The sequence below is a fragment of the Streptantibioticus silvisoli genome (genome assembly GCF_027947535.2).
Taxonomy (GTDB): Bacteria; Actinomycetota; Actinomycetes; order Streptomycetales; family Streptomycetaceae; genus Streptantibioticus_C; species Streptantibioticus_C silvisoli.
On record NZ_JAAGKO020000020.1, the window covers coordinates 27,142 to 51,085 of the forward strand.

A 23,944-nucleotide genomic window follows, 5' to 3' on the forward strand; every position below is an offset into this window, starting at 1 on the left:
CCGCCCCGATTCCCGATCATGAAAGAAGTTTTTTCAGCGATCTTTCCGGAGGCTGGCAGGCGCACTGCCCGGCAGGCGCGAAAGGTGACACGCCTAAATACGGCCCACGTGGCATCCCAATTACCGATCTTGAATCGGGAAACGACTGTGCCCCGACGGTCCCTTCGGGGACCTCCGGGGCACAGAGTGAGTCAGGAGCCGTCGGCGGGGGTCGCTGCACCCCGGTACACCAGGTCATCCCGCACGGCGTCGAGGGACGCACTCAACGCCCGCCACTCCCGCTTCGCGGCATCCTTGGTCCGCTGAACCTTGGACGACGAGTTGCGCGGACCCCCGTGGATGCTCTGCGCCGTCTCGCCGATGACCCCTGCCCGCCCCAGGTCATCAGCGCGACCCGCAACGTCCAGCATCACCCGGAGCGTGGGGTACTCCGCCCCGTCCGCCCACGCGGACTTGAAGATCACTTCGCTGTTGCAGGACAGGTACGGCGCCACCGCGAGCGTGGGCAACTTGTCCGCGTGCGGAACGCCCCGCATCTGCTGGGCGCCCTGCGTGGCGTCCAACTCGTCGGGCTGGACGTCCAGTCGGTACCTGTTGCGGGCGGCGGCATCCCGAACCGCCCAATACTGGAGGGTCTTACGGCTCACGATGATCACGTCACCATCCCGGCGAACGTACTGCCATGCCGACGGCTCCCGGGTCGCCACGGTGAGGGCGGAGACGTCCGACGAACCGGAGACTTCCCGAAGACGCTTAGCGAACATGAGCACCGCGTCTTGCGTGACGTCGTCGCTGACGTCGTCCGTGCCGTACAGGGCAACGCCGCCCCGCACGGCGGTGGCGCTCCCGTTCATCCGCTTCCGCGACCGGGTGGAGTCGACCGCGCGGCAGTACCCGCGCGCTATCCGCTGAATCTCGGTGAAGTCCTGCGAGGTGATGAGTTTCATGTCGTCCGCCGTAACTTCCGTCCGGCGACTGGCGTTCTCGTTCACGCGCTTTTCCTTCTGATCTTGACGCGCACCTTGCTGTGCTGCGCCCCGATGCGTTCATCCTCTACGTCTCGTCATTCAATTCAACCCCCGATGCAATATCTTTTCCCAATCTTTATCAATGCCGGTCGATGCCCCGACGTCATGGGAATGGACGGCGGTGCGGCGGAATTTAGACATGCTGATCGAATTTCGCCGAGGATGAATTTTAGTTGCACGCGGCCGGCGAGGAGGAATGGGGAGAGTGGACCGTGGAGAGGCAAGCAATCGGGCGCAATTATTGCGGGGAGGCACCTCTCCCCACGGCCCGACCGTCTGACACACCTGCTCACGCAGTATCCAGTTGCGGGGCACAGCGGAAGGGCCCAAGCGACCGGCTACCTGCCCTTTTGCGATGCTGCGGGGCTACCGGCCTAGCAGGCAGGGGGTCTGGCAGCCCGTTCGGCAGGAGCAGCCGCAGCCGCAGCGGCCCCGACATCGCGAAGTTGCCGACTCACGAACGTGAGGTGACCATGGTCGGAGCGGAGGAGGTGGCGCGGCGTGTCCCAGAGCGATGAAATTGGGAGAAGTGCGAACCGCGATCCGCATCCGGAGGCAGGCGCCAACGAGTGCCGCTATTTGCAGAGCATTCATGACCTTCGCCATCTGCTCAACGGCGAGTGGGTGTGGGATGTCTTCGTCTCGCTGCGGTCGGGGCCTTTGCAATATACCGGAATCCTAGCCGCGATACGGGAACGGTCTCTGGAAAACGGCTGGCCTGGGCGGAACCACACCTATCTTCAGGACAGCACTCTGAATCGCACCCTTCGCCGCCTGGAAGAAGCCGAACTCGTGGATCGCTTGCGGGAGGATAGTTTCCCGTACCGAACCACGTACTGGCTGACGCCGCCGGCGGAACAGTTGCTGGCCGCTGCTATGCCCTTCGTCGAGTGGGCGGAGGAGCACTCGGGGCTGCTGGACCGTACACGGCGGCGGCGAGGCGGTGGCCGTACGGGACTCTGAGCGGACTCCAACCCTCACCGTTCCCAGACGTCCGGCCCGCCACCCCGCCAGTCGAACAGTTCGTCGTCGAACCGGAGGTCATCGAAGTCCAGGCCGGCCCGGCGGCAGAATTCGAGGACGTCCTCGGTGCTGGTTGCCAGGCCCAGAAACTCCCCGCCGACCCGGACTCGGCGCTCACCGCCCGCTGCCGGGGGCTCTATGACGACGCGGTGCTGTGCGTTCTCCATACCCTCAGCTTGATACGGACGGGGAAGAAACGCCTTCTGGGCGCGCGGCGCTGCCGGGTGGCGCCGGCATCGGACCACGCAAACTGAACCCGCCAGTGCCACTGGAGATCGCTATCGGCATGGGAGCGACCTATCCTCGGGGCCTCGATCCCGGCGACGTCGGCCGATTGCCAGCGCAGCAGCGCCTCCTACGCGGCGCTCTCCGCCTCGTCCGCAGAACCCAGCATCGGGTAGGCGCTGGCCGTCAGACAGCGGCCGGGTCGCCTCGAACCGGTCAACGTCCCTCGCCATCAAGATGGCCCAGGGCTAGTTCTTGAAGGGCGAGGTGATGTGAGTGATCGGTCCCTCCGGTGGATCTTGCGCCGTGTCGCAGTGACCGGCGTTCGACGCTGCCGCCGCGTACCGATAGGCGGTCGATACGTCTGCGTTCTCCTGGTCAATGTCCTGGTTGGCGAGGCGGACGTCCTGCCGTGCGGTCGAGATCGCGGCGGAGGCCGCGGTCCGTATGGCGCTGGGCGACGGCCCGCCTCTACCGCCGGCGTAGCCGGGCTCGATCCGGAGCAGCGTGGCCAGGTCCCCAGTCAGCGTCGAGGTGTCGTTGTGGAATGTGGCGAGGTCAGCCGTCAGGCCGGTCAGGTCGCCGGAGACACCAGAGGCGTCGCCCGAGATGCCGGACGCGTCCCCGCTCACCCCGGAGGCGTCGCCGCAGACCGTACCGTCGTCCGGGCTGCCGGGTGCCTCGGCGAGGACGTTGCGCTCGTCGGAGCGTTCGCCGGCCAGGTCGCTGCCCGTGCCAGCAAGGTCCGTCGAGAGGCTGGACAGATCGGTCGTCAGGCCCGAGCTATCGGTACCGAGCCGCTGGTAGTCGCCGGCGACCTGCTGCTCGGCGCTGGCCTGGCCGTTGGCCTGCTGCTGTTCGGAATTCGAACTGGCCACTGAGGCGTTGAGGGTGCGGAGAGCGCCGTTGTAGTCGCTGTCGGACGCCCGGTGGTAGACGACGGGCTGGATGCTCCCGTCCTGCTGGACGACGTTCAGGGTGAGGGCGGTGCCGGACAGGACACCCTGGTCCGTGTGGAAGCCGACGTCGATGCTGACGGTAGTTCCGTTGATGTGTCCGTCGAACTCGTTCCGCTTGACGGTCACCTGAGCGTCCGGAACGGTCCCCGACACGGTGGCGTCCAGTTCCGTGCCCTGGAACGTCCCGTCCGATTCCCGCTGCCATTGGAGATAGTCGACTTCGCTGGCACTGGAGATCAGATATCCGGCCGTGCCGGGGATGTTGACCGGGGACCCGGTGCTGGGGGAAGCCGCAGGAGCAACCCATATGTGTGGTGTGCTGGTTCCGCAGCTCGTGAGCCCGAGCAGGACAAGCGGATAGGCGATCGCTGCCCGTAGAGCTTGCTTCATGGGGGGCTTGAGTCTCTGCCGCATGACCACCGGCCGGTGATGTGGAACTCGACGTTCTCCGGTTCTGCGGGGGTGAGCCAGATATCCAACGTGCCGGACGTCAGGCTCGGGTTGATGGTCACCGTTCCGTCGCCGCCATCGTGGTCTTGAGGCGTGTAGTAGGTGAACTCGTCGCCATCGGCCGGGGATTCACCATTCGGCCCCTTGCTCGATCCGATGTCGATGCTCACGGCATGAGGCACACCGTTGCTGCCGCTGGCATTCGTCTCCCACACGGCGGGATCCCTGCCGGCCTTGGGGAGGCCGAAGTCCGGAGCAGCGATGGCGATCTCCCAGGCGACCTTGTTCAGCCGGAAACCGATGTTGGCCGTCCACGCGCCGTCATCGGTGGGGAAGACGCACTGGGTGGAGTAGTCCGGCGACGCGTAATCGTAGTGGGCGCCGGTCTTGAACGGCAGTACATCGCTCGCCTTGGAGACGTGGCCCTTGATGTCCCCGCTGAAGGTCAGGTCTATGACGGGATGGGCCGTGTGCCTCGCAGATGTCCCCGGGCCTGACGCCGGCCCCTCGGTCGCAGGTCCGCAAGCAGCCGCCGTGGAGGCGAGGAGACCTAACGCCACGAACACCCGTGACCGGCGAGTGAAAGCCATGGAGGAAGTGTGATCACCGGTCGTCTGGAGTGCAAATTGGAACGTCAGGCCGACTCCTTGGGTTCCGTCACCCGCCAGTTCCGACTTCGTTTCCCCAGGCCCTCGATGAGCGCAACCGTCTCCGGAGCTGGTTCGTCGTCCAGTTCCGCCAGAGCGCTGACCAGGAGGCCGTACGTCCTGGCGATCGCGTCTATCTGCCCCAACTCGTCCTGCACTTCAGCGATCTCGCAGTACACGGCCTCGTTGTACCGGTCCAGCGTGCGGGCATGTTCGAAGAGGACGAGCGCTCGGCCCGGCGACCCCTGTCGGAGAGCACGGGCGCGGTTGGTGACGGCGTCGAGGACTTCGCGGCGGAGGGCTTCGCGGGGGACGTCGAGCCATTCGACGGGGAGTTCGGGGGCGAGGTCGCCGCGGTAGGCGTCGAGGACGCGTTGGAGCACCGCGTCGTTCTGCTCTGGCCGGCCGGTGCGCAGGGCGTCTTCGATATCCCACAGGTCGACGGCCAGTTGCTCGGGGTCGAGGGCGTAGGTGCCGTCGTCCTGGCGGGTGAGGTCAGTGACGGCGTTCTCGGTGGCGACTCGGATAGCCTTGCGCATCTGGCTGAGGGTGGCGTGGAAGCTGTTGAACGGGCGGTCGCGCGGGGCGTCGGGCCAGATGGAGGCGGTCAGGGCTTCACGGCGGGCGCCGGTGCGGTTCAGGGCGAGGTAGGCCAGGATCTCGCGGTGCTTCGGGGCCAGGGCGGAGGTGACGTCCACCTCCGTCTCCGCTCCGTCGAGGTGGTGAAGGAGCTGGACCCGGCCCAGCACGTGGAGCGTCATCGCGCGTGCCGGGGCCGTGGCCACCGTGGTACTCGCGGTGGGCGGAGCTTCGGGGGCCTTCAGCGCGCCGAGCAACCGGTGAAGGTCTTCCGGCGGCGCGGTGGGGGAAGCGGGCCGGCGCGGGTCCGCAGTGGTTCGCACGGTCATCGTGGTCTTCGGGCGGCGCAGCAGGGCTTTGGGCGCGGGGCGCTGCTGCGTGCTCGGTTGCCGGCCGTCCGGCTCCCGGGGTGCCGGGTCGGCCGGTTCGGCGAACACCGGGGGCTCCTCTGCCTTGCGGCCGGCGGGCGTGCTGCTGGCCGCAGCCAGCAGTTCCAGCAGCTCCCGCGTGTCAGCCTCGGGGAGGGTGAACAGCCGGGCGCCGGCCAGTTCGCTGTTCGGGCGGACGACGGAGACCGTTCCGTCGGGGCGGACGTGCGCGGTCGTGCCGGCGCGCCACTGTCCGAGCAGGATGGCTGTGAGGCCGAAGGCGGCGCCGTTCTCCAGCAGGGCCTGCAACCGGCGGTCAGCCCATTCGATCGGTGTGGCCAGGAGGATCACCTGCCGACTGGTTTGCGGGCTCGCCGCGGCTTGTCGGGCTGCGCGGTCGAGGAGTTCCTGCTCCAGCACGTCCAGGGCATCGTTCAACGTGCCGGGCACCCACAGCCACGCGGGTCGGCTGGTGAAGTCGTCGCCCAGGAGCAGCCGGGCGTCGGGCTCCGGCAGGACGACGTCGACCTGAGTGCGGGACGGGTCCATGCGTTCGGCGAGCTGGGCGGTGAGCAGGGCGCGGGCGGCGTCGAGGGATCCGGGGCCGACGAGTCCGAGGCCGTGGGCGGTGGCGAGGTTCCAAGCGAGTGCGCGGCCGTCGCGTTCGCCGACGACAGGGCCGGACGGCGCCACCGGGGCTGGGACGGGCGGCACGGGCATCGGAGCGGCCACCGGGGGCGGGTACGCGTTGCCCGCGGGGGGTTCCGGTTCGGCCGACGCGGTGTTCAGCGTGGCGTCGTGGGCGATCCGGAGGGCGCGGACCACGGGGGCGATGGTGAGGCCGTCGCGGTCGCGGCTGCCGGGCCGGTACGCCCTGCGGCGGCGCAGCCGGACGGTGACGAGGGCAGCGGTGACCAGGGCCGCGAGGCCGATGCCGACGTAGCCGCCGGACGGCAGAGCGATGCCCGGCCGGTGGGCTGGAGCCGACGGTTCCTCGGGGGCCGCGGTGCTGCGGGGTTCAGGCCGGGCGGTGTGCGTCGCCGCTGGCGCGCTTGGTGCAGGTGACGGGGTACTGGCCGGGAATGTCGGTGGCGGGGAGGAGCGCTGTGTCGGCAGGGTGACGTGCGTCGGGCGGTGCTCGGGCCGGTGGGGCGGGGTGACGTCCTGTTGCTGGCCCGGCAGGCGGAAGATCCAGCCGGGGCGGATCAGGTTCGGGTTCGTCAACGACCTGCCGTCGGCCTGGGTGACGCCGTGGTTGAGTCGGTATATCTGGGGCCAGCGGTCGCCGTGGCCCAGGGAGCGCTGGGCAATGCGCCACATGCTGTCGTACACCCCGCCCTCGGGCGCCCGGACTTCCACCGTTCCCGGCGCGGCGTGGTGGTGGGCGGGGGTTTCCGGGAGGGCCATGGTCGCGGTGACGGCCGGGGGCATCGCCACAGCGCCAACAGCCGGCTGACCGGCCGTCGCAGGGGAAGCCGCACCGGGGCGCGACAGCAGCGAGACGACCGCGGCGGTCACGAGCGCGGCGGCCAGGGCGTGCACCGGCCCCACGTTGGGCCGCCGGACCCACGGGCCGCCGTGGACCAGGTCGGTGACACTGCGGGCGACGTGCCAGGCGAACAGCGCCCACGCCGGCCAGAGCAGGCAGGCCAGCAGGTGCAGGAGGAACAGCGTGGACATCGGGTCGAGCAGCGCCGTCTCGATGTCGGACCAGCCCGGCACGGCGTGCGGCAACGGCCAGCCGACGAACTGTACGAGTCCCCAGGGCAGGCCGACCAGCAGAAGGGCAAGCACGGCCAGGGCGAGCAGGCTACGCACGAGTGCGCCGGCGGTCTCGTCGATGCGGCGGCGCGGGGCCGGGTGGTGAGGCATGGGGTTCCCTCTCTCACGGGTCTGGGGTGTCGATGCCGCGCACGGGGTGGGCGGTACCGGTGCCGGTGACCGTCAGGGTGCTGAGGCCGAGCAGGCGAAGGAGTTGTGTGTGCTGGTGGGCGGTGACCGTCACCGTGACCGCGTTCGCCGTGGCGGTCACTGCGCCCGTGTCGGCGGTGTGAGCGAGGTAGCTGCGGGCGAGGGTGCGGGCGGCGGCCGGCACGAGCTGGACGGTGCCGTGGGCGCGGTACGTGTTCAGGTCCAGCGCTTCGGCGCCGGCGCGGGCGGCTTCCTGGGCTTCGCCGATGGCGCGGACCTTGGCGGCCAGGGCCAGGCCGCCGTCGAGGACGAGCCCGGTGAACATCAGGATCGCCGTGGCCAGTACGACGATGAACGGGGTGACCTGGCCGTCCTCGTCGCGTGCGAACTCTCGCAGTCGGTTCATACGGCCACGCTCCCCGGACCGCTGTCGTCGGTTCCTCGGTAGACGTCGACAACGGAGGAGAACGTCGCGGTGATCTCCTTCTGGCCGGGGACGTGCAGCAGGGCGAGGTCGTGCAGGTCGACGGTGCAGTGGACGGTCACCGTGACCGTGGAGCCGGGCTGCATGGTGCCTATGAGGTCGACGGCGAGGTCTTCGCAGGTGACGCCTGTGCCGCCGAGGGCGGACGCGGCGGCGGAGCGGGCGTCGGTCGTGGCGGTGGGCAGGTCGCGGTCGAGGGTGGCGGCGCGGGCGGCCTGATGGGCGGCGTCCTCGATGCGCAAGCGGTTGTCGGAGAGCCGGCCGCAGTAGACCATGAACCACAGCATCAGCAGCAGCACCCCGACGCTGAGGACGAGTTCGACGGTCGCCGAACCGCGCTCGTCCTCGCGGAACCGTCGCAGCGCCGGCCTCACGGTGTTCCTCCGGCGGCGGAGCGGAACTGTTCGGTGGGGCCGGTCGCGTTGACGTGGATCGGGAGCTTGAGGAACGGCACGACGCTGCTCGCGGTGCCGGTGATGCTCACGACGGCGTGGTCGGCCTCTCGGGTGACCATGATGTGCGCGCCGTTGAGGGGGCCGCGGCCGAGCTGGTCGAGCATGCGGTTCGCCTCGGTCTGGCCGACGGCGGCCGTGCCGTTCTGCTCGCGGGTGACGGCGAGGGCGTCGGCGGCGGTGGCCTGGGCGACCTGGATGCCGTGTGCCCACACCGCGGCCTGCGCGAGGAGCAGGACGACGGACAGCAGGGCGGGCATGACGAGGACCTGTTCGGCGGTCACCGAGCCGCGTTCGTCGCGCGCCAGGCGCCGGGCGGCAGCGGCGGCCCGGTGCGTGAGGCGGCGCGTGGTCGCGCGGACGGTGGGCACGGGCCGGTCCTACTGGAAGCTGACGGCCTGTGCGGCGGCAAGGATCTTCGGGCCGAACAGCGCGGTGATGGTGAGCGCGAGCGCGGCCAGGGCGGCGATCCAGATGACGTGCTCGGTCGTCACGCCGCGTTCGTCATCGGCGAGCCGCCGTGCAGCGGACTCGATCCGCAGCCAGAGGGAGGTCAGCATGTCGGGATTCCTTTCGTATGACTGCGCAGGTCACAGGGACGCGGTGATCTGGGTGAGGGCCGGATAGAAGACGAAGATGATGAAGCCGAAGGCCATGAGCATCCCGGGCAGCGCCATCCGCTCGGTAGCGGAGTTCGCCTTGCCCTCGGCCTCGGAACTGCTGCGGCTGCGCATAGCCGCCGCCTTCGCCGCCAGGGAGGACCGCACCCGGGCGCCCTCGGAGCCGGCGAGGGACAACGCGGCGGCCAGCTCGGCGAGTTCGCCGACGTCCAGCTCTTCTCCAAGCTGCTTGAGCGTCGTCCACGGCGACGTACGCGTAAGCCGCGCGGTGGTCAGCGCGCGGCGCAGCTGCTGGACGGACCAGCCCTGGCCGATCTCGGTGGCGTAGGCCAGGGCGCCGTCGACTCCGGCGCCGCCGGCCAGCAGGATGTGGATGAGGTTGAGGTACGCGCCCAGCGCGTGCCGGAACGCGGCGCGGCGCCGTTCCGCCTCCGCGCGGATCATCAGGTCCGGCAGCACGAATCCCGTCACCGCGACGCCGACCGAGACCGCGAGCGGCAACGCCCAGGGCAGCGGCCGGCCCGCCAGTGTGAGGATGCCGGCGACCGCGCCGGGCAGCAGGAGGCCGAAGACCGCGAGGGCTGCCTTCTCGGCCAGGAACGCGTCCACCGACCGTTCCGTGATGGCCAGGTCTTGCCGGGTACGGTCGTTGGGCAGACCGAGGGCGCGCAACCAGCTGTTGAACGGTGATCCGACCCGCACCGCCCACCCGCCGCCGTCCGCGGTGAGCAACGGCGCCGGCACCGGGGTGGACTCCAGGCGGGCCACCAGCTCGGACAGTCGCCTGCGGGGTGGGAACAGCCAGATCACCAGGGCCCACAGGCCCAGGCCGGCGCAGGCCGCGAGCAGCGCGAGCGTGATCACGCGGCCACCTCCGCGCTGCGCTCGGCCGGCTCGGCGGCCGGGGCGAGGAACCGTTCCGGCTCCTCCAACCGGGCCATGCGCCGCAGCCAGGTGAACGCAACGCTGAACAGCCCGCCGATCACGAGCAGCACCAACTGCCCGATGACGGTGTCGTACGGCGCGAGAAACTGCGGGTTGAGGAGGATCAGGCCGAGGGCGAAGCCCAACGTGGTGACGACCACGACGCGCATCGTGGTGCGGGTGCGGGCGCGGCTGGCCTCGACGCGCTGCCGCATCTCCACCTGCGAGCGGGCCGTGGCTGCGAGTTCGCCGAGCAACGCGCTCAGCTGGCGGGCCTGGTACTCGGAGGCCAGCAGCAGCGCGGCCAGCACCAGGTCCGCCGTCGGGTCGGCGAGGTCGTCCGCGAGCTGCTTGAGCGCGACGGGGAGCCGATCCCCGCGTTCCAGCCGGGCGGCGAGATCCATGACGTGCTGCCGGACCGGCTTCGGCGCGGTCGGGGCGGTGGCAATGATGGTCTGCTCCAGGCCGGCTGCCGCCGCGAGGGTGTCGCGCAGCATCTCGGTCCACCCGGCGATCCCCTCGATCCGCGCAGTTCGCTCCTCCTCACCGGATGCAGACCCGAGGATGCGCGGCAGGCTCCAGGTGGCCATGGCGGCCAGCAGCCCGCCGACCACCCAGCCCGTGATCATCCCGAGCAGCAGCCCGGCCGCGCCGGACAGCAGCAACCACCGTCGTGCGTGACTGCGTTGGAACACGGCGAACGGCGAACGCTTCCGCGCCGGCACCGCCGGTCGGTGTGCTCCGCGGACGCCGTGCAGGAGCAGCAGGAGGCCCAGGCCGGTGCCGATGCCGCACAGGCCCAGCAGGGCGGCGAAGCCGGTCAACGTCACCACCGTCCCGTCGGCCGCAGCACGTCCGGGTCCAGCCCGGCGGCCTCCAGCTCGTCCACGGTCTCCGCCCGCAACGGCACCCCCGGTGCGGCGCGGCGGTCCGGGCCCGGGCGGAAGACCTCGTTGGAGACGACCTGCTGCCCGTCGGCGTCGATCACCTCGCGGATGGACGACACCACGCGGTGGCCCTGACCGTCGCGCGGCTTGTCGAGGTGGACGACGAAGTGCAGCGCGGAGGCGACCAGGAGGTTGCTGGCCTCGATCGGCAGGCGTTCCGGGCCCTGGACGGCGTAGGCGGCGAGCTTGGTGAACGCGCCGGCGCTGCTGCTGGCGTGCAGGGTGGCCATGCTGCCGTCGTTGCCCTGCGACATCGCGTTGCACATCGGGATCACCTCGGCCCCGCGGACCTCGCCGACGATGACCCGGTCCGGCGACATCCGCAGCGCCCAGCGCACGAGTTCGGCCTGTGTCACCGCGCCCTGGCCCTCAATGTTCGCCTCGCGGGCCTGCATGGCAACGACGTCCGGGTGGGCGTCGGCGTCCTCGTCGAGTCCCAGCTCGAAGGTGTCCTCCACCGTCACCAGCCGCTCCCACGGCGGGATCTCCGAGGCCAGCGCCCGCAGCATTGTCGTCTTCCCGATGCCGGTCCCGCCGGTGACCACGATGTTCTTGCGCGCCCGGACCAGTGCGCCGAGCATCGCCTCTAGCGGCCGGTCGATCGTGCCGGACGCCCGCAGCTGGGCCAGGGTCGCGCGCTTGAAGCGGTGCCGGCGGATCGACATCGACGGCCGCGCGGTCACCGCCATCACCGCGAACACCCGCTCGCCGGACGGCAGCTGGAAGTTCACGCCGGGGCTGCCGCGGTCGAACCGGCGCTCCTCCATCCCGGAACGGGAGGCCAGGTCGCGGATCAGCTCGATGAGTTCCCCGTCGGAGCCGACTATCGGCGGCAGCTGCTCACGGGTGCCGTCGGCGTAGCGGACGAAGACCCGGTCGCCGGTGACGTTGATGTTCTCGATCTCGGTGTTCCGCAGCAGCGGCTCCAGGCCGGACAGGCCGAACACCTCATCCAGCACCGCGGCTATGACCTGCCTCTCGACCTGGGGCGTGACGATGCTCGCGCTCCGGGTCAGCTGCTGGTGGGTGTGGGCCTCGGCCGCGTCGGCGAGGATGCTCTCCGCCGCCGCACGCCGTTCCTCCGGGCTCATGCCGGGCCGCCCCGCGGCTTCGTCGGCGCGCAGGCGCTCGGACAGCTTTGCCGACAGCTGCTGCCGCAGGCTCGCCCGCAGCTGCTCGGCTGGCGCGTCCGTGCGGATTCCGGCCGCGGACAGGTCGGCCGGACCTGGCAGGCGGCGCGGTGGTGCGGTGCGCCATCCAGCGGGCACGGGTTCTTCGTGTGCGGCTTCGTTGAGCGACGTCACCGGGCACCCCCGTTCACCGAGACCGCGCGTGCCTTCTCCGGTTCCGCCATCGCCGTCCCGGGTTCGGGCAGTCGGCGTGCCGGTTCAGGTGATTGCCCGGCAATCACCTGCGCCAGCTCACCCACCGCCCGGCCGAGCGCCGACCGGCGGACGGCACCGCGCCTTCCGTGGCCGCCGGAGAGCACTGCCGCCCCCTTCGGATCGTGCGGCAGCCGAACCGAGACCGGCAGGCCGAGCGTCGCGGCGACCTCGGCGGTCGGGTAGCCGTTGCCGACGAGGACGAAGCACGACCGCGTCGACCACGTCGCCAGTAGCGGCAATCGGGTCGCCACGTGCGCGAGCGCGTCGTCCGTTGCGCGAGCGAGCAGCACCGTGACGTCGGCCCGCTTGACCACCGCCAGCGCGGGCGACCCGGCATCGATCCGGCCGCAGTCCGCGACCACGACCGTCTCCGGCTCATCAGCCGCCCGGCGCAGCGCCCCGACGTTCGCGGCGATCTCGCCGAGCGCGGCCGTGGCCTGCTCGGCGGACGGCGGCCCGACGACGACCAGCTGCCCGCCCGGCAGCTCCTGCGCGTGCTGCCACAGCACCGCCGGATCAGCCGACCGCCGCACCGCCGCCGCCAGGCTGACCACCCCCGGCGACGTCTCCAGCCGGAACCGCGCCAGCAGATCACCCCCAGCCGGGTCGCACTCCACCAGCACCGCCCTGCCCCCGCCAGGCCAGCGCGCGGCAAGACCCAGCGCCGCGGTCGTCACGCCGGGCGAGCCCTTGAAGCTGCACACCGCGATGAGCGTCACTGGCCGCCCCCGCTCGTCTCGACCAAGTCGACCTGCCCGGCCGGCACCGCCGCCAGCTGCCGCGCGTCCTCGACGGCCATCTGCATGGAGACCACCGTCGTCTGGTCCGTCGCGTCAGCCTTCACATCCGTGACGACGGCATCCCAGGACAACAACGGAGGCGACGAGGACTTCCCCGATACCGCGTTGCCGTCCGGCTCCACGACGACCGTGACGTGGTTGCCGGGCTGGAGCCCTGACGGGACCTGCCCCGCCTTCAGCCCGACCGCCGCCACGGCCTGCCCGGCCGGCGGTACCTGCGCGGCCCCGAGCACCTGCCGAGTCAGCAACGTCCCCGCCGGCAAGCTGTACGCCACCGGCCGACCGATCACCGTCACCAGCGACCGAGCGGGGATCACCGCGAGCCCGGTACCTGCCGAGACGTCGACCTCCCGGACGTCCCGACCAGTGAGGGCTTGGCCCACGGAGACCGGCCGGGCCAGCTCCAGCACCGGGACACGGTGCCCGAGCCGCAGGGCGACCACGACCCCGGCCGCGGCGCAGCCGAGAACCAGCAGGATGCCCACCAGGAGGTACGGCACCCGGCGTTGGCGCGGGGCACCGGCCAGCCGGGCGGGCGCACCGTTCTTGCCGACGGGCGTCCAACTGCCCGGCGCGGCGGAACCGGCCGCCGGTACGCGGGTACTGCTGCTCACTCGAACCTCCGGGGAGGGAGTCGGGGTCGCGCTCGGCGCGCCGTTCGGAGGGGTGGGTCAGCCGCCGGAGCCGACGGACTGGCTCTCCGCGACGCGGAACGCCGCCGCCGAAGTCGTCGTCATCGCGGGGAACGTGCCGGTCCGGCCGGCGCCGGCCCACGTCACCGTCCACCGCACCGTCGCCGACACGGCGAACGCTGCACCGGGCTGACCGGCGGAGGACGACCGGTAGGTGTAACCACATGTCGGCGACGCGCTCTTCGGGTTCCCTGCGCTCGACGAGTACGCGGTGCCCGGCCCCTTGCAGGTCACGGTGTGGCCGTCGCCCATCGTCCACGTCACCGATGTGGGCTTCGCCTTCGCGGTCACCGCGACGCCCGGCACCGACGCGGTCGCGGACACCGTCTTCCACTGCGCCCGGTCCAGCCACAGCCACGTCGGCAGCCCGACCAGCTGCTCGGCCGCCGGGTTCGCCTCGATCGCGGGCGACGGCAACCCCAGCTCGTTGCGCGCCACGTCAGCCAGCTGCGCCGGCGTCGGCTTCTTCGCCCCCGGCTTCGCCGCCGGAATCCAGATCGGCGGATGGTAGTACGCGTCGGCCTTGCCGTCGCCGGTGCACTTGTAGACGTACCAGGCGCCGGCGCCCTGCCCGGCCGTCGAGTCCGCCAGCGGGACGACCCCGCCGTTCACGGCACCGGCCGGGTGGAAGACCGCGGCCATCACGGGCGGGGCCGAAGCCGCCGGCCCCGGCAGCGGTACGACGTAGGCCGTGGCGACGGCGCCGGGTGGCGACTTGTAGTCCGACTTCACGTACGAGCAGTGCAAGTTCGGATTCGGGTTGAACGGCGCCGAGCCGCCGCCGGACCCGCCCTTGCTCTTCGTCGTCCCACCCCTCCCCGGCGCGGTTCCCGTCTTCCCGTGCGACCCGCCGGAGCCGGCGCCCAATTCGCAACCGGGGTGCGGGTTTTGATCGCACTCGACGGAACCCCAGCCGCCTCCCGCGAATGCCGGGCCGGCTGCCGTGAAAAGCGCGACGACCGCCACGGCCACCGTCATTCCAGTTCGTCTCAGCACGTCCCCACCCCCTCGACGGCGAACCGGGTCACCCGCCAGGTGCCGTCTGATCCCCTTTTCACTTCCGCCGTGATTGCCTGACGTCCACCTGGATCGTTGTCCGCCAACTTCCCCGTGCTTTTCCGGTACTTCAGCCAGTGAGATGAATCCCCGCAGTCCGCGATCATCACCGTCGTCGGTACGCCGACCGGATCGACCGACGTCACCATCGGCGACTCCTTCGGCTTGCCCTTGGTGACGAGCCCGTTGAGGTGGTCTGCGTACAGGCCGCGGGAGATCGTCGAGAGAGCCTCGCCGGTGGCGTGGTGTGCGAGCGCCGGCAACTCCCAGTCGGATGTGGCCGCAGCTCGCGTCATGTCCCGCCACATGCCCAGGTAGGCGGCGGTGGCCAACGACCGCGCCGAGCCGGACCCCGTCGATGCGGACGGCGTCACCGGGACGCTCGGCGCAGCCGACGGCGTGCTCGCCGCCTGCGCTCCTGCCGTGCCGGACGACTGGTGGCTGCACCCGCCGAGCGTTACGGTGACCGTCGCACCCGCGACAAGAACAGCAACGGGCATGGCAGCACGTCTTATTGACGTTTTCCCCATGTACACATCACCTCGCGTGAGCCCTGAGATGCGCGCCAGGTAAAGATGGCAAGAAAACGCTTACTCCGAGAATGCGATCGACTTCAAGGTGCGATCGGCGCTTTGTCCGGTCTAACTTCAGAGTGCGAACGGGTAATTTTGCCAGTCCATTGCTTTGTCGTGATTACCGCTGGCGGTTCGTTTATGATCCTTGTTCTCCTGGCACCGTTCTGAATCAGGAGGCGCCAAGTCGGGGAGATTGCAAAGGGTGATCGCGCTGGTCTGGAGACTTCCTGGTGCTGGGCTCGCCGGTGCGGCGTTGCGTTCCGTCGAAGGAGACGAAGCCGCTGTTCGCGGCCGTACGGCTCGCGTCGTACTCACCTTGGCCTCTGCGGCCTTGTGCGGTACCGCGTTCGGCATCAATGCGGGGCGCCACGAACCGCTGTTCGCCGTACTGGCCTTGAGCTGCTTCGTCGTCCACGCCGTCCTGCTGGCCTCGCTGGACCTCTCGGTGCGGCGGCTTCCGAACCGCGTCCTGCTCAGCGGCTATGTGAGCACCGGCGCGCTCTTCGCCGTGAACGCCTTCGTCACGGGCGACACTGGCCGACTGCTGCGGGCGGCCCTCGCCGCCGTAGCGGCCCTCGCCCTCTTCGGCACGCTCTACGTCGCCGCCGCCGGCCAACTGGGCGGCGGCGACGTAAAGCTCGCCGGGCTGCTCGGGCTGGTGCTCGGCTGGTTCGGATGGGGGACGGTGCTGACCGGGCTATGGGCCGGTCTGGTCCTGGCTCTGGCCGGGGTGCTCTGTCAGCGGGCTCGCCACAGGACCACCGCGGACCTCCCGCTCGGCGCCTGTCTGATCGCCGGCGCCCTCCTCGTCATCACCGTGTGATCCCCTCCGCAGCAGCCGCTCGGGCTCTACGAGGTCGTGGAATCGAAGGTGAACGCGGAGGTGGGCCAGGAGGTCCGGAACACTGCGGAGTTGCCCGTCGAGCATCCTGGTGTGCAGTCCGTCCGGGGCTTCCCCGTGGAGGTGGAGGCCGTAGCAGTCCGTGCCCAAGGCGTAGGCCATCCCGATGTCGACTAGGACGTCGGGATGCCCGCCGTCCAGCACCGCGACGAGCAGGTCGCAGTGCCCGATCGTCGCGGCGCGGGCGTCCACGAAGTCGCACGACGCGTCAACGGGGTTGGCTCCCTGGGCCACCTTGGCGTTCACCGTCTGCGTGGGGTGGTCCGCCAGGACGGTCGTCGCACCCAACGACTCCAACGCGGCACGGAGTTCGTGGCCGAGTGCCTGGTACGCGTCGATGCCGACCGGGGCGGTGACGTAGGCGAGCACGGCGGTCACCTCCCGATCCGGTCGGCGGTGCTGAGGATGAGATCGCGGGACGCCCGGGGCGGCAGGGCCGCCGAGCGCAGGTCGGCGAACCGGCGCTCCGCCTCCCGGGCGCCCTCGGGGCCCAGCCAGTACTTCGCGAGTCCGGCATCCACGAAACCCGTGAGCTGATCGCCGTCCTGCATCAAGGTGACCGGCGCCGTGAACGGGAGGTACTCGCCGCCGTCGAGGGGAAAAACCTGAACGACGATGTGGGGCCGTTCGGCAAGGTCGGCGAGATACTGAAGCTGGTGGCCGTGTGCCGTTCGGTCGCCGACCACGCGCAGCAGAACGGCCTGGTCCAACACCAGACAGATCCGCGTCCCCGACTCCAGGATCTGCCGGCTGCGTCGCAACCAGGTCCGGTCGCCGGTAGTCGAGTCGTCGGTGTCGATGAGGAACAGGTCGGGCAGGACCACCGGCGCGAAGTAGGACAGGGCCGAGCTGCACTCTTCGGCCCGGCGCACTTCCTGCTCAGAACGGGGACGCTGGCGGACATGCGGCTCCAGCAGGCTAATCGTGCCGTGCGCGTCACAGACGACCTCCGCGGCTATCAGGTAGGACACGGAAGGGACCCTGCGTCCCAGTTCCACCGAGGCGACCATGTCACTCCCGTAGCCGACGCGCGTGCCGAACTCCATCTGGTTCAAGCCGATGTGCTTGCGCCATCGTCCGAGAATGGCGCCCGCCAGCCGGAGCACGGCATCCGGCGCATCCGGCGGAAGGCCCTCGCCGGCAAGGGTTCTGTCGTTCACCGCTCTCCCTGCGCCAGCGTCTGGCGGCTGCCGCGCCCGGTCGATGTTCCGTCCCCCGAAGCAGGAACCTCCAGCCCGGCAGCCGCCAGCTCGGCGCGGATGTCCACCACAGTGCAGCGGCTCAGCCGGGCGATCGGCTGGATGGCGACCATCCACGGCAGCAGCTTCAGGTCCTCGTACGCGCACCGGTCGACTTCCTCGTCGAGCCGGGGCGTGCCGTCCGCGTCGGGGCGGAAGTAGAAGCCGTCGATGCCCCAGGGGCGGGCCTGCCGGACGCGCAGCGCCGGGGCGTCGAGGACGAATGGGCAGGCGAACATGGCCTGTTGGGCGCACGGCAGGCAGACGGGCGGGTGGCAGGTGTACACCACGTCCGGCCAGTTCAGGTTTCGCCGGCGCGTTTCCGGCTTGGTGAAGAACAGGATGCCGTCGCGAGTGCGGTCCGGCGTGCCATTGCAGCCCTGGCACCGCATGTCGAGCATGACCTCGCCGGCCCGGCGGGGGTGGACCTTCCTGAACATGGGGATCACCCGGCCCGGCGACGGCGCCCCGGTCCGCAGCCACAAAGCGCCGCGCCGGTCCCGGTCGCTGGCGGTCTCATCCGGGAACATCACCCCGAGGCCGTCGGGACGCAGGACGACCTTCGGGGTGACGGGCCCCTCGCCCTTCAGCGGGGTGATGTGCGGGATGAAGCGGCTCGACTCGCGGTCGGCGGGACAGGACGAAGCCGCGGCGGTCTCGGCCGGCGAGGTGATGGCGAGGGGGCATTCGGCGGTCGTCATGCTGCGCGTCCCCCGTGGCGCTGCTGAACGGCGGCCACCTTCTTCTCGTGCGGTTCGAGCCCGTACTGCGCCCTACGGGCGTCCAGGTTCTCCGGATCGTCGACCGGGTACACCTCCACGCCGTCTGGGCCATTCTGGAACTGGGTGCCGAACCACTGCTTGACGCCGGTCAGCGCACAGGACCGGTCGTACAGGTGAGCCCACCAGGCGGGCTCGGCCTCGCCGGCGGTCACCGCCTTGGCGAGCGCGGCCAGCGCGTCGGCCTGGAACTCGGCGTCGTCCGACCGCAGTGCGATCAGCCAGGCGGCGCGCGCCGCGTCGGCCCCGACGAGGGGCGCACCAGGCCACCCGTGGTCGTTCACTACGCTGCGCAGAACCTCCGCGTTGGCACGGTCCGTTCGCCGCAACTCGGCGAGCTGTTCGTCGGTCCGTTCGCCGACCGGAATGGACCGGATGGTCTCGGCCAGGTTCTTCCGGCGTAGCAGATCACTCGCGATATCGATTCGGGCGGGCTCCGGCGAGTTGCCCAGAGCGGCGGAGGCAGGCGGGCAGGGCGCCGGCGTGTGGGGAGCGGGTGCGGTCACGACGTGTTCTCCGATGGATGGGTGGGCGTAACGGTGTCGAGAGAGGAGTGGGGGCACCGGCCTGCGGGCGGTGATTCCCGGTCGGAGGGGCCCTCGGCTGGAGGAACGGGGAGCCGAGGCACCAGCCATCGAAGAGGGCACCACTCATGACGGGGCGCCTCCGACACGAACGCGGAGCGCGCACCAGACGGCCGACCGCTCCTCGCTGAAGCCCCAGTCCTCGGCGAGCGCGTTCACCAGGACGAGGCCGCGTCCGCTCTCTTCGAGGCTTACGGCGTCTCGCAGCACGGGAGGCCGTGCTCCGGGACCGCCTACCTCGATCCGGATGAACGTGTCGGTCCGGATCAGGCGGACGATCACGTGATCGCCTCCGGCGTGCTGATAGGCGTTGGTAACCAGCTCGCTGAGGAGCAAGGAGACCGACTCCACGAGCGACTGGAGACCCCAGAAGCGGAGTTCGACGGCAGCCGCCCGGCGGACTTGGCCGGGCACGACCTTCTCGGCCTCGGTGAAGCCTCCGCCGGCGCTGACGGCGCGGAGCAGGGTGACCGACCACTCGTCTCGATCCGGCGCCCGCCTCGGGGAAACCGCACTGTGCGTAAGCCTGGTTGACCACGTCAGGGAAGTCATCGTCCAGTCCTCCTCAGCTGAAGAAGCGGCGGCGCGCCTCATCTCCCGGACGCGTCAACGGGAAGGCGTTTCCTTGACTCGCCTTCAGCGCATGAGCTGGTTCAACTACGGTTGCGGCAGGACGCGTGAGCATGCAACTGAATCGCTACAGAAATTTCTACGAGCAGCAGATTGGACTATGCAGCGACATGCACTGAAGACTGCGGAGGGAGCACAGAGGGTGGAAGAGCCTGCGCAGGACGATGATCGATCGGCACATGAACCTGGAGAGGTGCACTGATGGCGGCGAAACGGGGCTCGACCGGACGACGTCTGGAACTGGGTATCCAGTTGAGACAGTTGCGTGAGAACTGCCCTCCCGTGGAGGACGGCCGCGCCCGCGGGATGACCCGCAAGGCGGCGGTTCGCGGCATGAAGACCCTGTCCGAGCCGACCCTGGCCCGGATCGAGCACGGCGAGTTGAACTTCCGGCGCAACGTGGGTGACTTGCGCACCCTCCTGAAGCGGTACAGCGTCACCGACGAGGAGTTGATCGACCAGCTCACGGAACTCAACCGGGAGGCACCGAACGAGGACTGGCTCACGCAGTACAAGGCGTTCATGCCGGCCGGGATGCCGCATTACGTCGGGCTGGAAGCGGAGGCCGTTCTCATCCGCGCGTACCACCCCACCGTGGTGTACGGGCTCCTGCAAACCGAGGCGTACGCCAGGGCGGGATTCGAGACCGGCCGTCCAGTCGAGGACACGACGGCCGAGTTCATCCGGCGCAACGTTGACCTGCGAATGGAGCGCAAGCGCCGAGTGCTGGAGCGCGAAGACCCCGTTCGACTCCGCATCATCCTTGGCGAGGCCGCACTCCGCATCCCAGTCGGCGACGAGGCCGTCATGAGGGACCAATACCGGGAGATCATTCGCCTGGCGAAGCTGGACCATGTCCAGTTCCAGGTGCTGCCCTTCAGGCGGGGATACCGCTCATCATCCGACTTCGCCATCATCGACCTGGGCGAACTTCCCGCCCGCGTACAGGCTGACAACGCCTGGGGCGCGGTCAGCACCTCGGACAAGCCCCGCGAGGTGGAGCGCTTCAACCGCCGGTTCGAGACAATGGTCGGCGTCGCCCTGGGCCTAACCGAGTCCATCGACTTCCTGGAAGAACTAGCAGCAGAAAGGTCGTGAAGCCATCAACGCTCACACCCCTTCGACGGACATAGCCCCCGAGGAGTCCTGGTTCAAGTCGTCGTACAGCAGCGGCGACACCGGCAACTGCGTTGAGGTGGCCGACCTGATCGCCGACGACGGAACGGTCCGCGTCCGCGACTCGAAGGACAAGGCCGGCCCGGCACTCACCTTCAGCCCGGGCCAGTGGACGGCGCTGGTCTCCTTCGTCCGAACCGATGCGGCGGTCTCGGAGTTTCTCTGACCCCTCGGTAACCGCTTGGGCCAGTCCCCTCGGCGCGCACGAGAGGGCTGAGCCCAAGCGTCTTTTCGGCCGTCCTTTCACGAGGCGCGCCCGCTGGATGTCCGGTAGGGACAACGCTGTCTCCAATTCGGCCGGCCGCGCAGCGCCTGCCGGCGGCGAGAAGAAGCGGAACTGCGCTGGCACATCCTCTGAAGAAGAGCGACGGCTAGCGGCTGCTGTTGGTAGCGCGGCCGTCAGGCCGCCGGCACGCTCCCGGCCCATTCACTGAACTCCTCGCGGCTGGCCGCGGCGGCGTACAGCCGTCTTCCGTGTGCGTCGGTGTAGGAGCGGGTGCGCAGGGGTCCAGAGACGAGCGTCAGGGCGCTGGATGTCTCCGCGAGGATGATCCCGCCATCCTCGTCGTCGGTGCGGCACAGCTCGCGGAGGCGTCCTCCGAAGTGTGCAAGGGTGGCCCGCCGATGCTGCCACCGCGTGAGCCGGCTTGCGGCGGGCCGGGCAAGGCCGGGCCGGGCGTTCAGGACGCCGTCGGCGCCGATATCGGCGCGGCGGGCGGACAGCCGCACCGGTATCAGCGGTCGCCGTCGCCCCCTTTCCCGACCGGCGTACCGTCGTACCTTGATGCCAGCGCGTACAACCCCCAGCACTCGGGATCGGCAGGGTCGCATGCCAACCGCCAAGGATCAGTGGACTCGGGTAGCCGAAGTGGAGTTGGCCGTCCCCCTCCCGCGCCGTTGGGCGCACTCCCAAGGTGTCGCCCGGCGGGCTGCGGAGATCGCCGGTGCCGTACCCGACGACGCCGACCTTCTGCACGCCGCCGCTGTCCTGCACGACGTCGGCTACGCCCCACGGCTTGCCACCACAGGCTTTCATCCCCTGGACGGCGCCCGCTTCCTTCGCGACGTTCACATTGCCGATGAGCGCCTGACGAGCCTCGTGGCGAACCACACCTTCGCCCTGCTCGAAGCCGAGGAGCGCGGACTCCGCGAAACCCTGGAAGCGGAGTTCCCACTCCTCGATGACCAGCGCTTAGTCGACGCCCTCATCTACTGCGATATGACGACGACGCCCGACGGCGAGGGGACGACCGCCGAGGAGCGGATCGCGGAGATCGTCGGCCGCTACGGCGAGGACAGCATCGTCGGACGGTTCATCCGTCGCGCGCGACCGGAGATCTTGGCCTCCGTCGCCCGGGTCGAGGGGGCTCTGGCGGTTCAGCCCAGATAGGGGTAGGTGCCGGCGAGGTAGTCGCCGATCTGCTGACGCATGCTCGGGTGGATGTCGTACCGGTCGAGGTCGGCGGGCTGCACGTAGCGGACGCCGTCGGCCTCGTTGTTGATGGTGGGCTCGCCACCGACAGGGCGCCCGATGTAGGTGTTCTCGTACTGCTGGCGGATCTCACCGTCGGTGTAGGCAACGATGTGCTTCGGGTTGGTGTAGACGCCGAGGAAGCCGGTGATCTCGGCGACGATGCCGGTCTCCTCCAGGCACTCACGCACCGCGCACTGGGCGGCCGTCTCCCCGATGTCCTGGGCTCCACCGGGCAGCGCCCACTGGCCGGTGTCGCGCCGGCGCTGGAGGAGGATGGCGCCGGTGTCGTCGGCGACGAGGAGGTTGCTGGCGGGGATGAGGGTGTTGGCCTTCGGGGCATTCGGGTCGTTGTAATACTCAGTCCTGCCCATGCGCGGCGGTCCCCTCCTCGTTCGGCGTCCAGGGCCGAGCGGTGGCCCAGACGGCTTCGAAGCTTTGAGCGTAGCTGTCGAACCAGGTGCCGGCATCGCTACGTTGGAGATGCAGGACGGGGTTCGCGCTGGCCGGCTGGCCCCAGATGTGGGGGTTGACCAGCATGGTGTCGTCGTAGCGGAACAGGGAGGCGTAGAGCGTGGTGTCGTGCAGCCGCACGGCGCATCCGGGTATCTCGGGCAGTGTGCGGTAGTACGTAAGCGAGGCCCGAATCTTGGCGGCCAGGGTGTCTCCGATCCCTTCCTCCTCTCCGCGTCGGGCCACGGCGGACCGGGTGGGGTTCCCGAAGCAGAGGCGGACCTCCACGCCGTCGTCGGCCCGCGTCGCGAGCATGCGGGCGACGTAGGGGTTGGACTGGGCGAAGAAGGTGCCCGAGAAGACCAGGACGTCAATCCGGTGCTGGGCTTCTTGGAGCAGTGAGAGCCAGGTCTCGCGCGGGACGCTGGCCCGATCCTGGTAAGTGCCGACCAGTTCGGCTCCCGGCACGGCTCCGGGCCGACCTGTGCCCGGTTGTGGGGGCGGCCAGAGGAAAATCTCTTCGACGCGCAGGAGTTGTGCGGCCCTGAACCGGTGGCGAGCATGCGGCACTCTCCCGCCCAACCATCGGCCCACCGTCTTCGGGTCGACCTCGCACGCCTCGGCCAGCGTCTCGGGTGCTACACCGCGCTGGGCGAGTACGGATTGCAGTCGCTCGTTCACGCGCTACATACAAGCCGTGAACGGCGTTCCAGTGCAAGGACGTTGTGCGACGCGTAGCCCGACGGCACAGGTGAGCGGGCCGCTTACGCTGGGTGTATGCCGTTGCTCGTCCTGTGGGACATCGACCATACGCTCATCGAGAACGCCGGAGTGAGCAAGGAGATCTATGCGGCGGCGTTCACATACCTGACCGGAGGGTCCCCGTCCTCGGCGGCGGTGACGGAAGGGCGAACCGACCGGCTGATCATGAGGGAGATGTTCCGCCGGCACCTGCTGCCGGAGCCGCAGTGGGCGGTGGTGAACGAAGCTCTGGTCCGGGCCGGCGGGGAACGGTTCGGCGAACTCCGCCGCCGAGGACGCGCTCTCCCCGGTGTTCCCGGCGCCCTCAAGGCAATTGCGGCTCCGGGAGATTGGGTGTCGTCCGTGCTGACCGGCAACATCGCCGAGAACGCCCGCGTGAAGTTGGGCGCATTCGGCTTGGACGAGCTGCTGGACCTTCCGGTGGGTGCGTACGGCGCTGACGCACTCCAGCGGTCGGATCTCGTCGATGTCGCGCGTCGGCGGGCGCGGTGCGAACGCGGCCTGCCCGGCGGTAGCCCCGTCGTACTTGTCGGGGACACGCCCCGCGACGTCGAGGCGGCCCTGACGACCGGTGCCCATGTCATCGCCGTGGCCACGGGAGTCCACTCCGCGGCGGAGCTGTCGGCCGCCGGCGCCTCCACCGTTCTGCCCGACCTGTCGGATACCAAGGCGCTGCTCAATCTACTTCAGCAGTTTGAACGCGGCTGAAAACGTCCCGGGACGTCCTGACACCGTCCCGGGATGCGGTGACGCGGTCCCTTACTTCTGAACCACCATCAGGTCACTCATCTGCCCCTGCCAGCACACAGGAGGTCAGTGGTGACG

29 protein-coding genes and 1 pseudogene are annotated in these 23,944 nt (G+C 69.9%); 6 read left to right on the forward strand and 24 right to left on the reverse strand.

The genetic code is table 11. The features are described 5' to 3' along the window. Window positions 1-191: 191 nt before the first annotated feature. A complete protein-coding gene (locus POF43_RS15300; protein WP_271321895.1) occupies window positions 192-992 on the reverse strand; it encodes a hypothetical protein in 801 nt (266 codons plus the stop codon). A gap of 537 nt (window positions 993-1,529) precedes the next feature. On the opposite strand from POF43_RS15300, the gene POF43_RS15305 reads away from it, so the two are divergent. Continuing rightward, window positions 1,530-1,991 (forward strand): winged helix-turn-helix transcriptional regulator, encoded by a 462-nt coding sequence (locus tag POF43_RS15305; RefSeq protein WP_271321896.1) that lies wholly within the window; start codon window positions 1,530-1,532, stop codon window positions 1,989-1,991. Window positions 1,992-2,005: 14 nt separating this feature from the next. Here the strand turns inward: POF43_RS15305 and POF43_RS15310 are convergent, their stop codons facing one another. The 15 genes from POF43_RS15310 to POF43_RS15380 all read right to left on the reverse strand — a co-directional run bounded on the left by POF43_RS15310 (window position 2,006) and on the right by POF43_RS15380 (window position 15,050). After that, entirely contained in the window at window positions 2,006-2,218 is a 213-nt protein-coding gene (locus POF43_RS15310; RefSeq protein ID WP_271321897.1) for a hypothetical protein, read from the reverse strand. A gap of 306 nt (window positions 2,219-2,524) precedes the next feature. Further along, on the reverse strand, window positions 2,525-3,625 hold the full coding sequence (locus POF43_RS15315) for a hypothetical protein (RefSeq protein ID WP_271321898.1): 1,101 nt from the start codon (window positions 3,623-3,625) through the stop codon (window positions 2,525-2,527). Then, window positions 3,622-4,275, reverse strand: coding sequence for a hypothetical protein (locus tag POF43_RS15320; RefSeq protein ID WP_271321899.1), 654 nt, complete (start codon window positions 4,273-4,275; stop codon window positions 3,622-3,624). The genes POF43_RS15315 and POF43_RS15320 overlap by 4 nt, the downstream gene beginning before the upstream one ends. Before the next feature lie 44 nt (window positions 4,276-4,319). After that, a complete protein-coding gene (locus POF43_RS15325; RefSeq protein ID WP_271321900.1) occupies window positions 4,320-7,151 on the reverse strand; it encodes a hypothetical protein in 2,832 nt (943 codons plus the stop codon). Between the two features lie 13 nt (window positions 7,152-7,164). Beyond that, complete coding sequence (locus POF43_RS15330; protein ID WP_271321901.1) at window positions 7,165-7,596, reverse strand: TadE/TadG family type IV pilus assembly protein; 432 nt, start codon at window positions 7,594-7,596, stop codon at window positions 7,165-7,167. Next, window positions 7,593-8,048, reverse strand: a complete 456-nt coding sequence (locus tag POF43_RS15335) for a TadE/TadG family type IV pilus assembly protein (RefSeq protein WP_271321902.1) — start codon at window positions 8,046-8,048, stop codon at window positions 7,593-7,595. Before POF43_RS15335 ends, POF43_RS15330 begins: the two co-directional genes overlap by 4 nt. Continuing rightward, entirely contained in the window at window positions 8,045-8,497 is a 453-nt protein-coding gene (locus POF43_RS15340; protein WP_271321903.1) for a hypothetical protein, read from the reverse strand. Before POF43_RS15340 ends, POF43_RS15335 begins: the two co-directional genes overlap by 4 nt. Before the next feature lie 9 nt (window positions 8,498-8,506). After that, window positions 8,507-8,686, reverse strand: a complete 180-nt coding sequence (locus tag POF43_RS15345; RefSeq protein WP_271321904.1) for a hypothetical protein — start codon at window positions 8,684-8,686, stop codon at window positions 8,507-8,509. A gap of 30 nt (window positions 8,687-8,716) precedes the next feature. Further along, window positions 8,717-9,610 (reverse strand): type II secretion system F family protein, encoded by an 894-nt coding sequence (locus POF43_RS34880; RefSeq protein WP_271321905.1) that lies wholly within the window; start codon window positions 9,608-9,610, stop codon window positions 8,717-8,719. After that, a complete protein-coding gene (locus POF43_RS15355) occupies window positions 9,607-10,494 on the reverse strand; it encodes a type II secretion system F family protein (protein WP_282704602.1) in 888 nt (295 codons plus the stop codon). The genes POF43_RS34880 and POF43_RS15355 overlap by 4 nt, the downstream gene beginning before the upstream one ends. A 2-nt stretch (window positions 10,495-10,496) precedes the next feature. Next, a complete protein-coding gene (locus POF43_RS15360) occupies window positions 10,497-11,885 on the reverse strand; it encodes a TadA family conjugal transfer-associated ATPase (protein ID WP_271321907.1) in 1,389 nt (462 codons plus the stop codon). A gap of 32 nt (window positions 11,886-11,917) precedes the next feature. Beyond that, window positions 11,918-12,706: a CpaE/TadZ family protein gene (locus POF43_RS15365; RefSeq protein WP_271321908.1), complete on the reverse strand. Its 789-nt coding sequence runs from the start codon at window positions 12,704-12,706 to the stop codon at window positions 11,918-11,920. A gap of 11 nt (window positions 12,707-12,717) precedes the next feature. After that, window positions 12,718-13,416 (reverse strand): CpaB family protein, encoded by a 699-nt coding sequence (locus POF43_RS15370; RefSeq protein ID WP_271321909.1) that lies wholly within the window; start codon window positions 13,414-13,416, stop codon window positions 12,718-12,720. Between the two features lie 57 nt (window positions 13,417-13,473). After that, window positions 13,474-14,226, reverse strand: a complete 753-nt coding sequence (locus POF43_RS15375) for a hypothetical protein (protein WP_271321910.1) — start codon at window positions 14,224-14,226, stop codon at window positions 13,474-13,476. Window positions 14,227-14,483: 257 nt separating this feature from the next. Next, window positions 14,484-15,050 (reverse strand): hypothetical protein, encoded by a 567-nt coding sequence (locus POF43_RS15380; protein WP_271321911.1) that lies wholly within the window; start codon window positions 15,048-15,050, stop codon window positions 14,484-14,486. A 277-nt stretch (window positions 15,051-15,327) separates the two neighbouring features. Between POF43_RS15380 and POF43_RS34565 the strand changes: the two genes are divergently transcribed. After that, window positions 15,328-15,948: a prepilin peptidase gene (locus tag POF43_RS34565; RefSeq protein ID WP_308217742.1), complete on the forward strand. Its 621-nt coding sequence runs from the start codon at window positions 15,328-15,330 to the stop codon at window positions 15,946-15,948. Window positions 15,949-16,104: 156 nt separating this feature from the next. Here the strand turns inward: POF43_RS34565 and POF43_RS34570 are convergent. From POF43_RS34570 to POF43_RS15410, 5 genes and pseudogenes are all read right to left on the reverse strand, one after another. Continuing rightward, window positions 16,105-16,404 (reverse strand): annotated as a pseudogene (locus POF43_RS34570) (nucleoside 2-deoxyribosyltransferase); the annotation flags it as partial. Then, a complete protein-coding gene (locus tag POF43_RS15395) occupies window positions 16,401-17,186 on the reverse strand; it encodes a Scr1 family TA system antitoxin-like transcriptional regulator (protein WP_271321913.1) in 786 nt (261 codons plus the stop codon). The pseudogene POF43_RS34570 and the gene POF43_RS15395, both read right to left, overlap by 4 nt. Beyond that, window positions 17,183-17,965, reverse strand: a complete 783-nt coding sequence (locus tag POF43_RS15400) for a hypothetical protein (protein ID WP_271321914.1) — start codon at window positions 17,963-17,965, stop codon at window positions 17,183-17,185. The genes POF43_RS15395 and POF43_RS15400 overlap by 4 nt, the downstream gene beginning before the upstream one ends. Further along, a complete protein-coding gene (locus POF43_RS15405; protein ID WP_271321915.1) occupies window positions 17,962-18,549 on the reverse strand; it encodes a DUF6624 domain-containing protein in 588 nt (195 codons plus the stop codon). The genes POF43_RS15400 and POF43_RS15405 overlap by 4 nt, the downstream gene beginning before the upstream one ends. 144 nt (window positions 18,550-18,693) lie before the next feature. Continuing rightward, a complete protein-coding gene (locus tag POF43_RS15410; RefSeq protein ID WP_271321916.1) occupies window positions 18,694-19,179 on the reverse strand; it encodes an ATP-binding protein in 486 nt (161 codons plus the stop codon). Between the two features lie 279 nt (window positions 19,180-19,458). Between POF43_RS15410 and POF43_RS15415 the strand changes: the two genes are divergently transcribed. Together POF43_RS15415 and POF43_RS15420 are read left to right on the forward strand one after the other, a co-directional pair. Next, window positions 19,459-20,355 carry a DUF5753 domain-containing protein gene (locus POF43_RS15415; protein WP_271321917.1) on the forward strand — a complete coding sequence of 299 codons (897 nt, stop codon included), beginning with the start codon at window positions 19,459-19,461 and terminating at the stop codon, window positions 20,353-20,355. A gap of 31 nt (window positions 20,356-20,386) precedes the next feature. After that, the gene (locus POF43_RS15420) at window positions 20,387-20,599 is read left to right on the forward strand and encodes a DUF397 domain-containing protein (RefSeq protein WP_271321935.1); all 213 of its coding nucleotides are present in this window, start codon (window positions 20,387-20,389) and stop codon (window positions 20,597-20,599) included. 233 nt (window positions 20,600-20,832) lie between these two features. On the opposite strand, the gene POF43_RS15425 is transcribed toward POF43_RS15420, so the two are convergent. Beyond that, entirely contained in the window at window positions 20,833-21,162 is a 330-nt protein-coding gene (locus POF43_RS15425) for a hypothetical protein (RefSeq protein ID WP_271321918.1), read from the reverse strand. A 100-nt stretch (window positions 21,163-21,262) separates the two neighbouring features. Here POF43_RS15425 and POF43_RS15430 point away from each other — a divergent pair, with 100 nt between their 5' ends. Further along, entirely contained in the window at window positions 21,263-21,823 is a 561-nt protein-coding gene (locus POF43_RS15430; protein WP_271321919.1) for an HD domain-containing protein, read from the forward strand. On the opposite strand, the gene POF43_RS15435 is transcribed toward POF43_RS15430, so the two are convergent. Continuing rightward, window positions 21,811-22,278 (reverse strand): NUDIX hydrolase, encoded by a 468-nt coding sequence (locus tag POF43_RS15435; RefSeq protein WP_271321920.1) that lies wholly within the window; start codon window positions 22,276-22,278, stop codon window positions 21,811-21,813. The genes POF43_RS15430 and POF43_RS15435 overlap by 13 nt on opposite strands. Continuing rightward, window positions 22,265-23,038 carry a DUF5919 domain-containing protein gene (locus tag POF43_RS15440; protein ID WP_271321921.1) on the reverse strand — a complete coding sequence of 258 codons (774 nt, stop codon included), beginning with the start codon at window positions 23,036-23,038 and terminating at the stop codon, window positions 22,265-22,267. Before POF43_RS15440 ends, POF43_RS15435 begins: the two co-directional genes overlap by 14 nt. Before the next feature lie 96 nt (window positions 23,039-23,134). Here POF43_RS15440 and POF43_RS15445 point away from each other — a divergent pair, with 96 nt between their 5' ends. After that, window positions 23,135-23,827, forward strand: coding sequence for a haloacid dehalogenase-like hydrolase (locus POF43_RS15445; protein ID WP_271321922.1), 693 nt, complete (start codon window positions 23,135-23,137; stop codon window positions 23,825-23,827). Window positions 23,828-23,944: the final 117 nt, after the last annotated feature.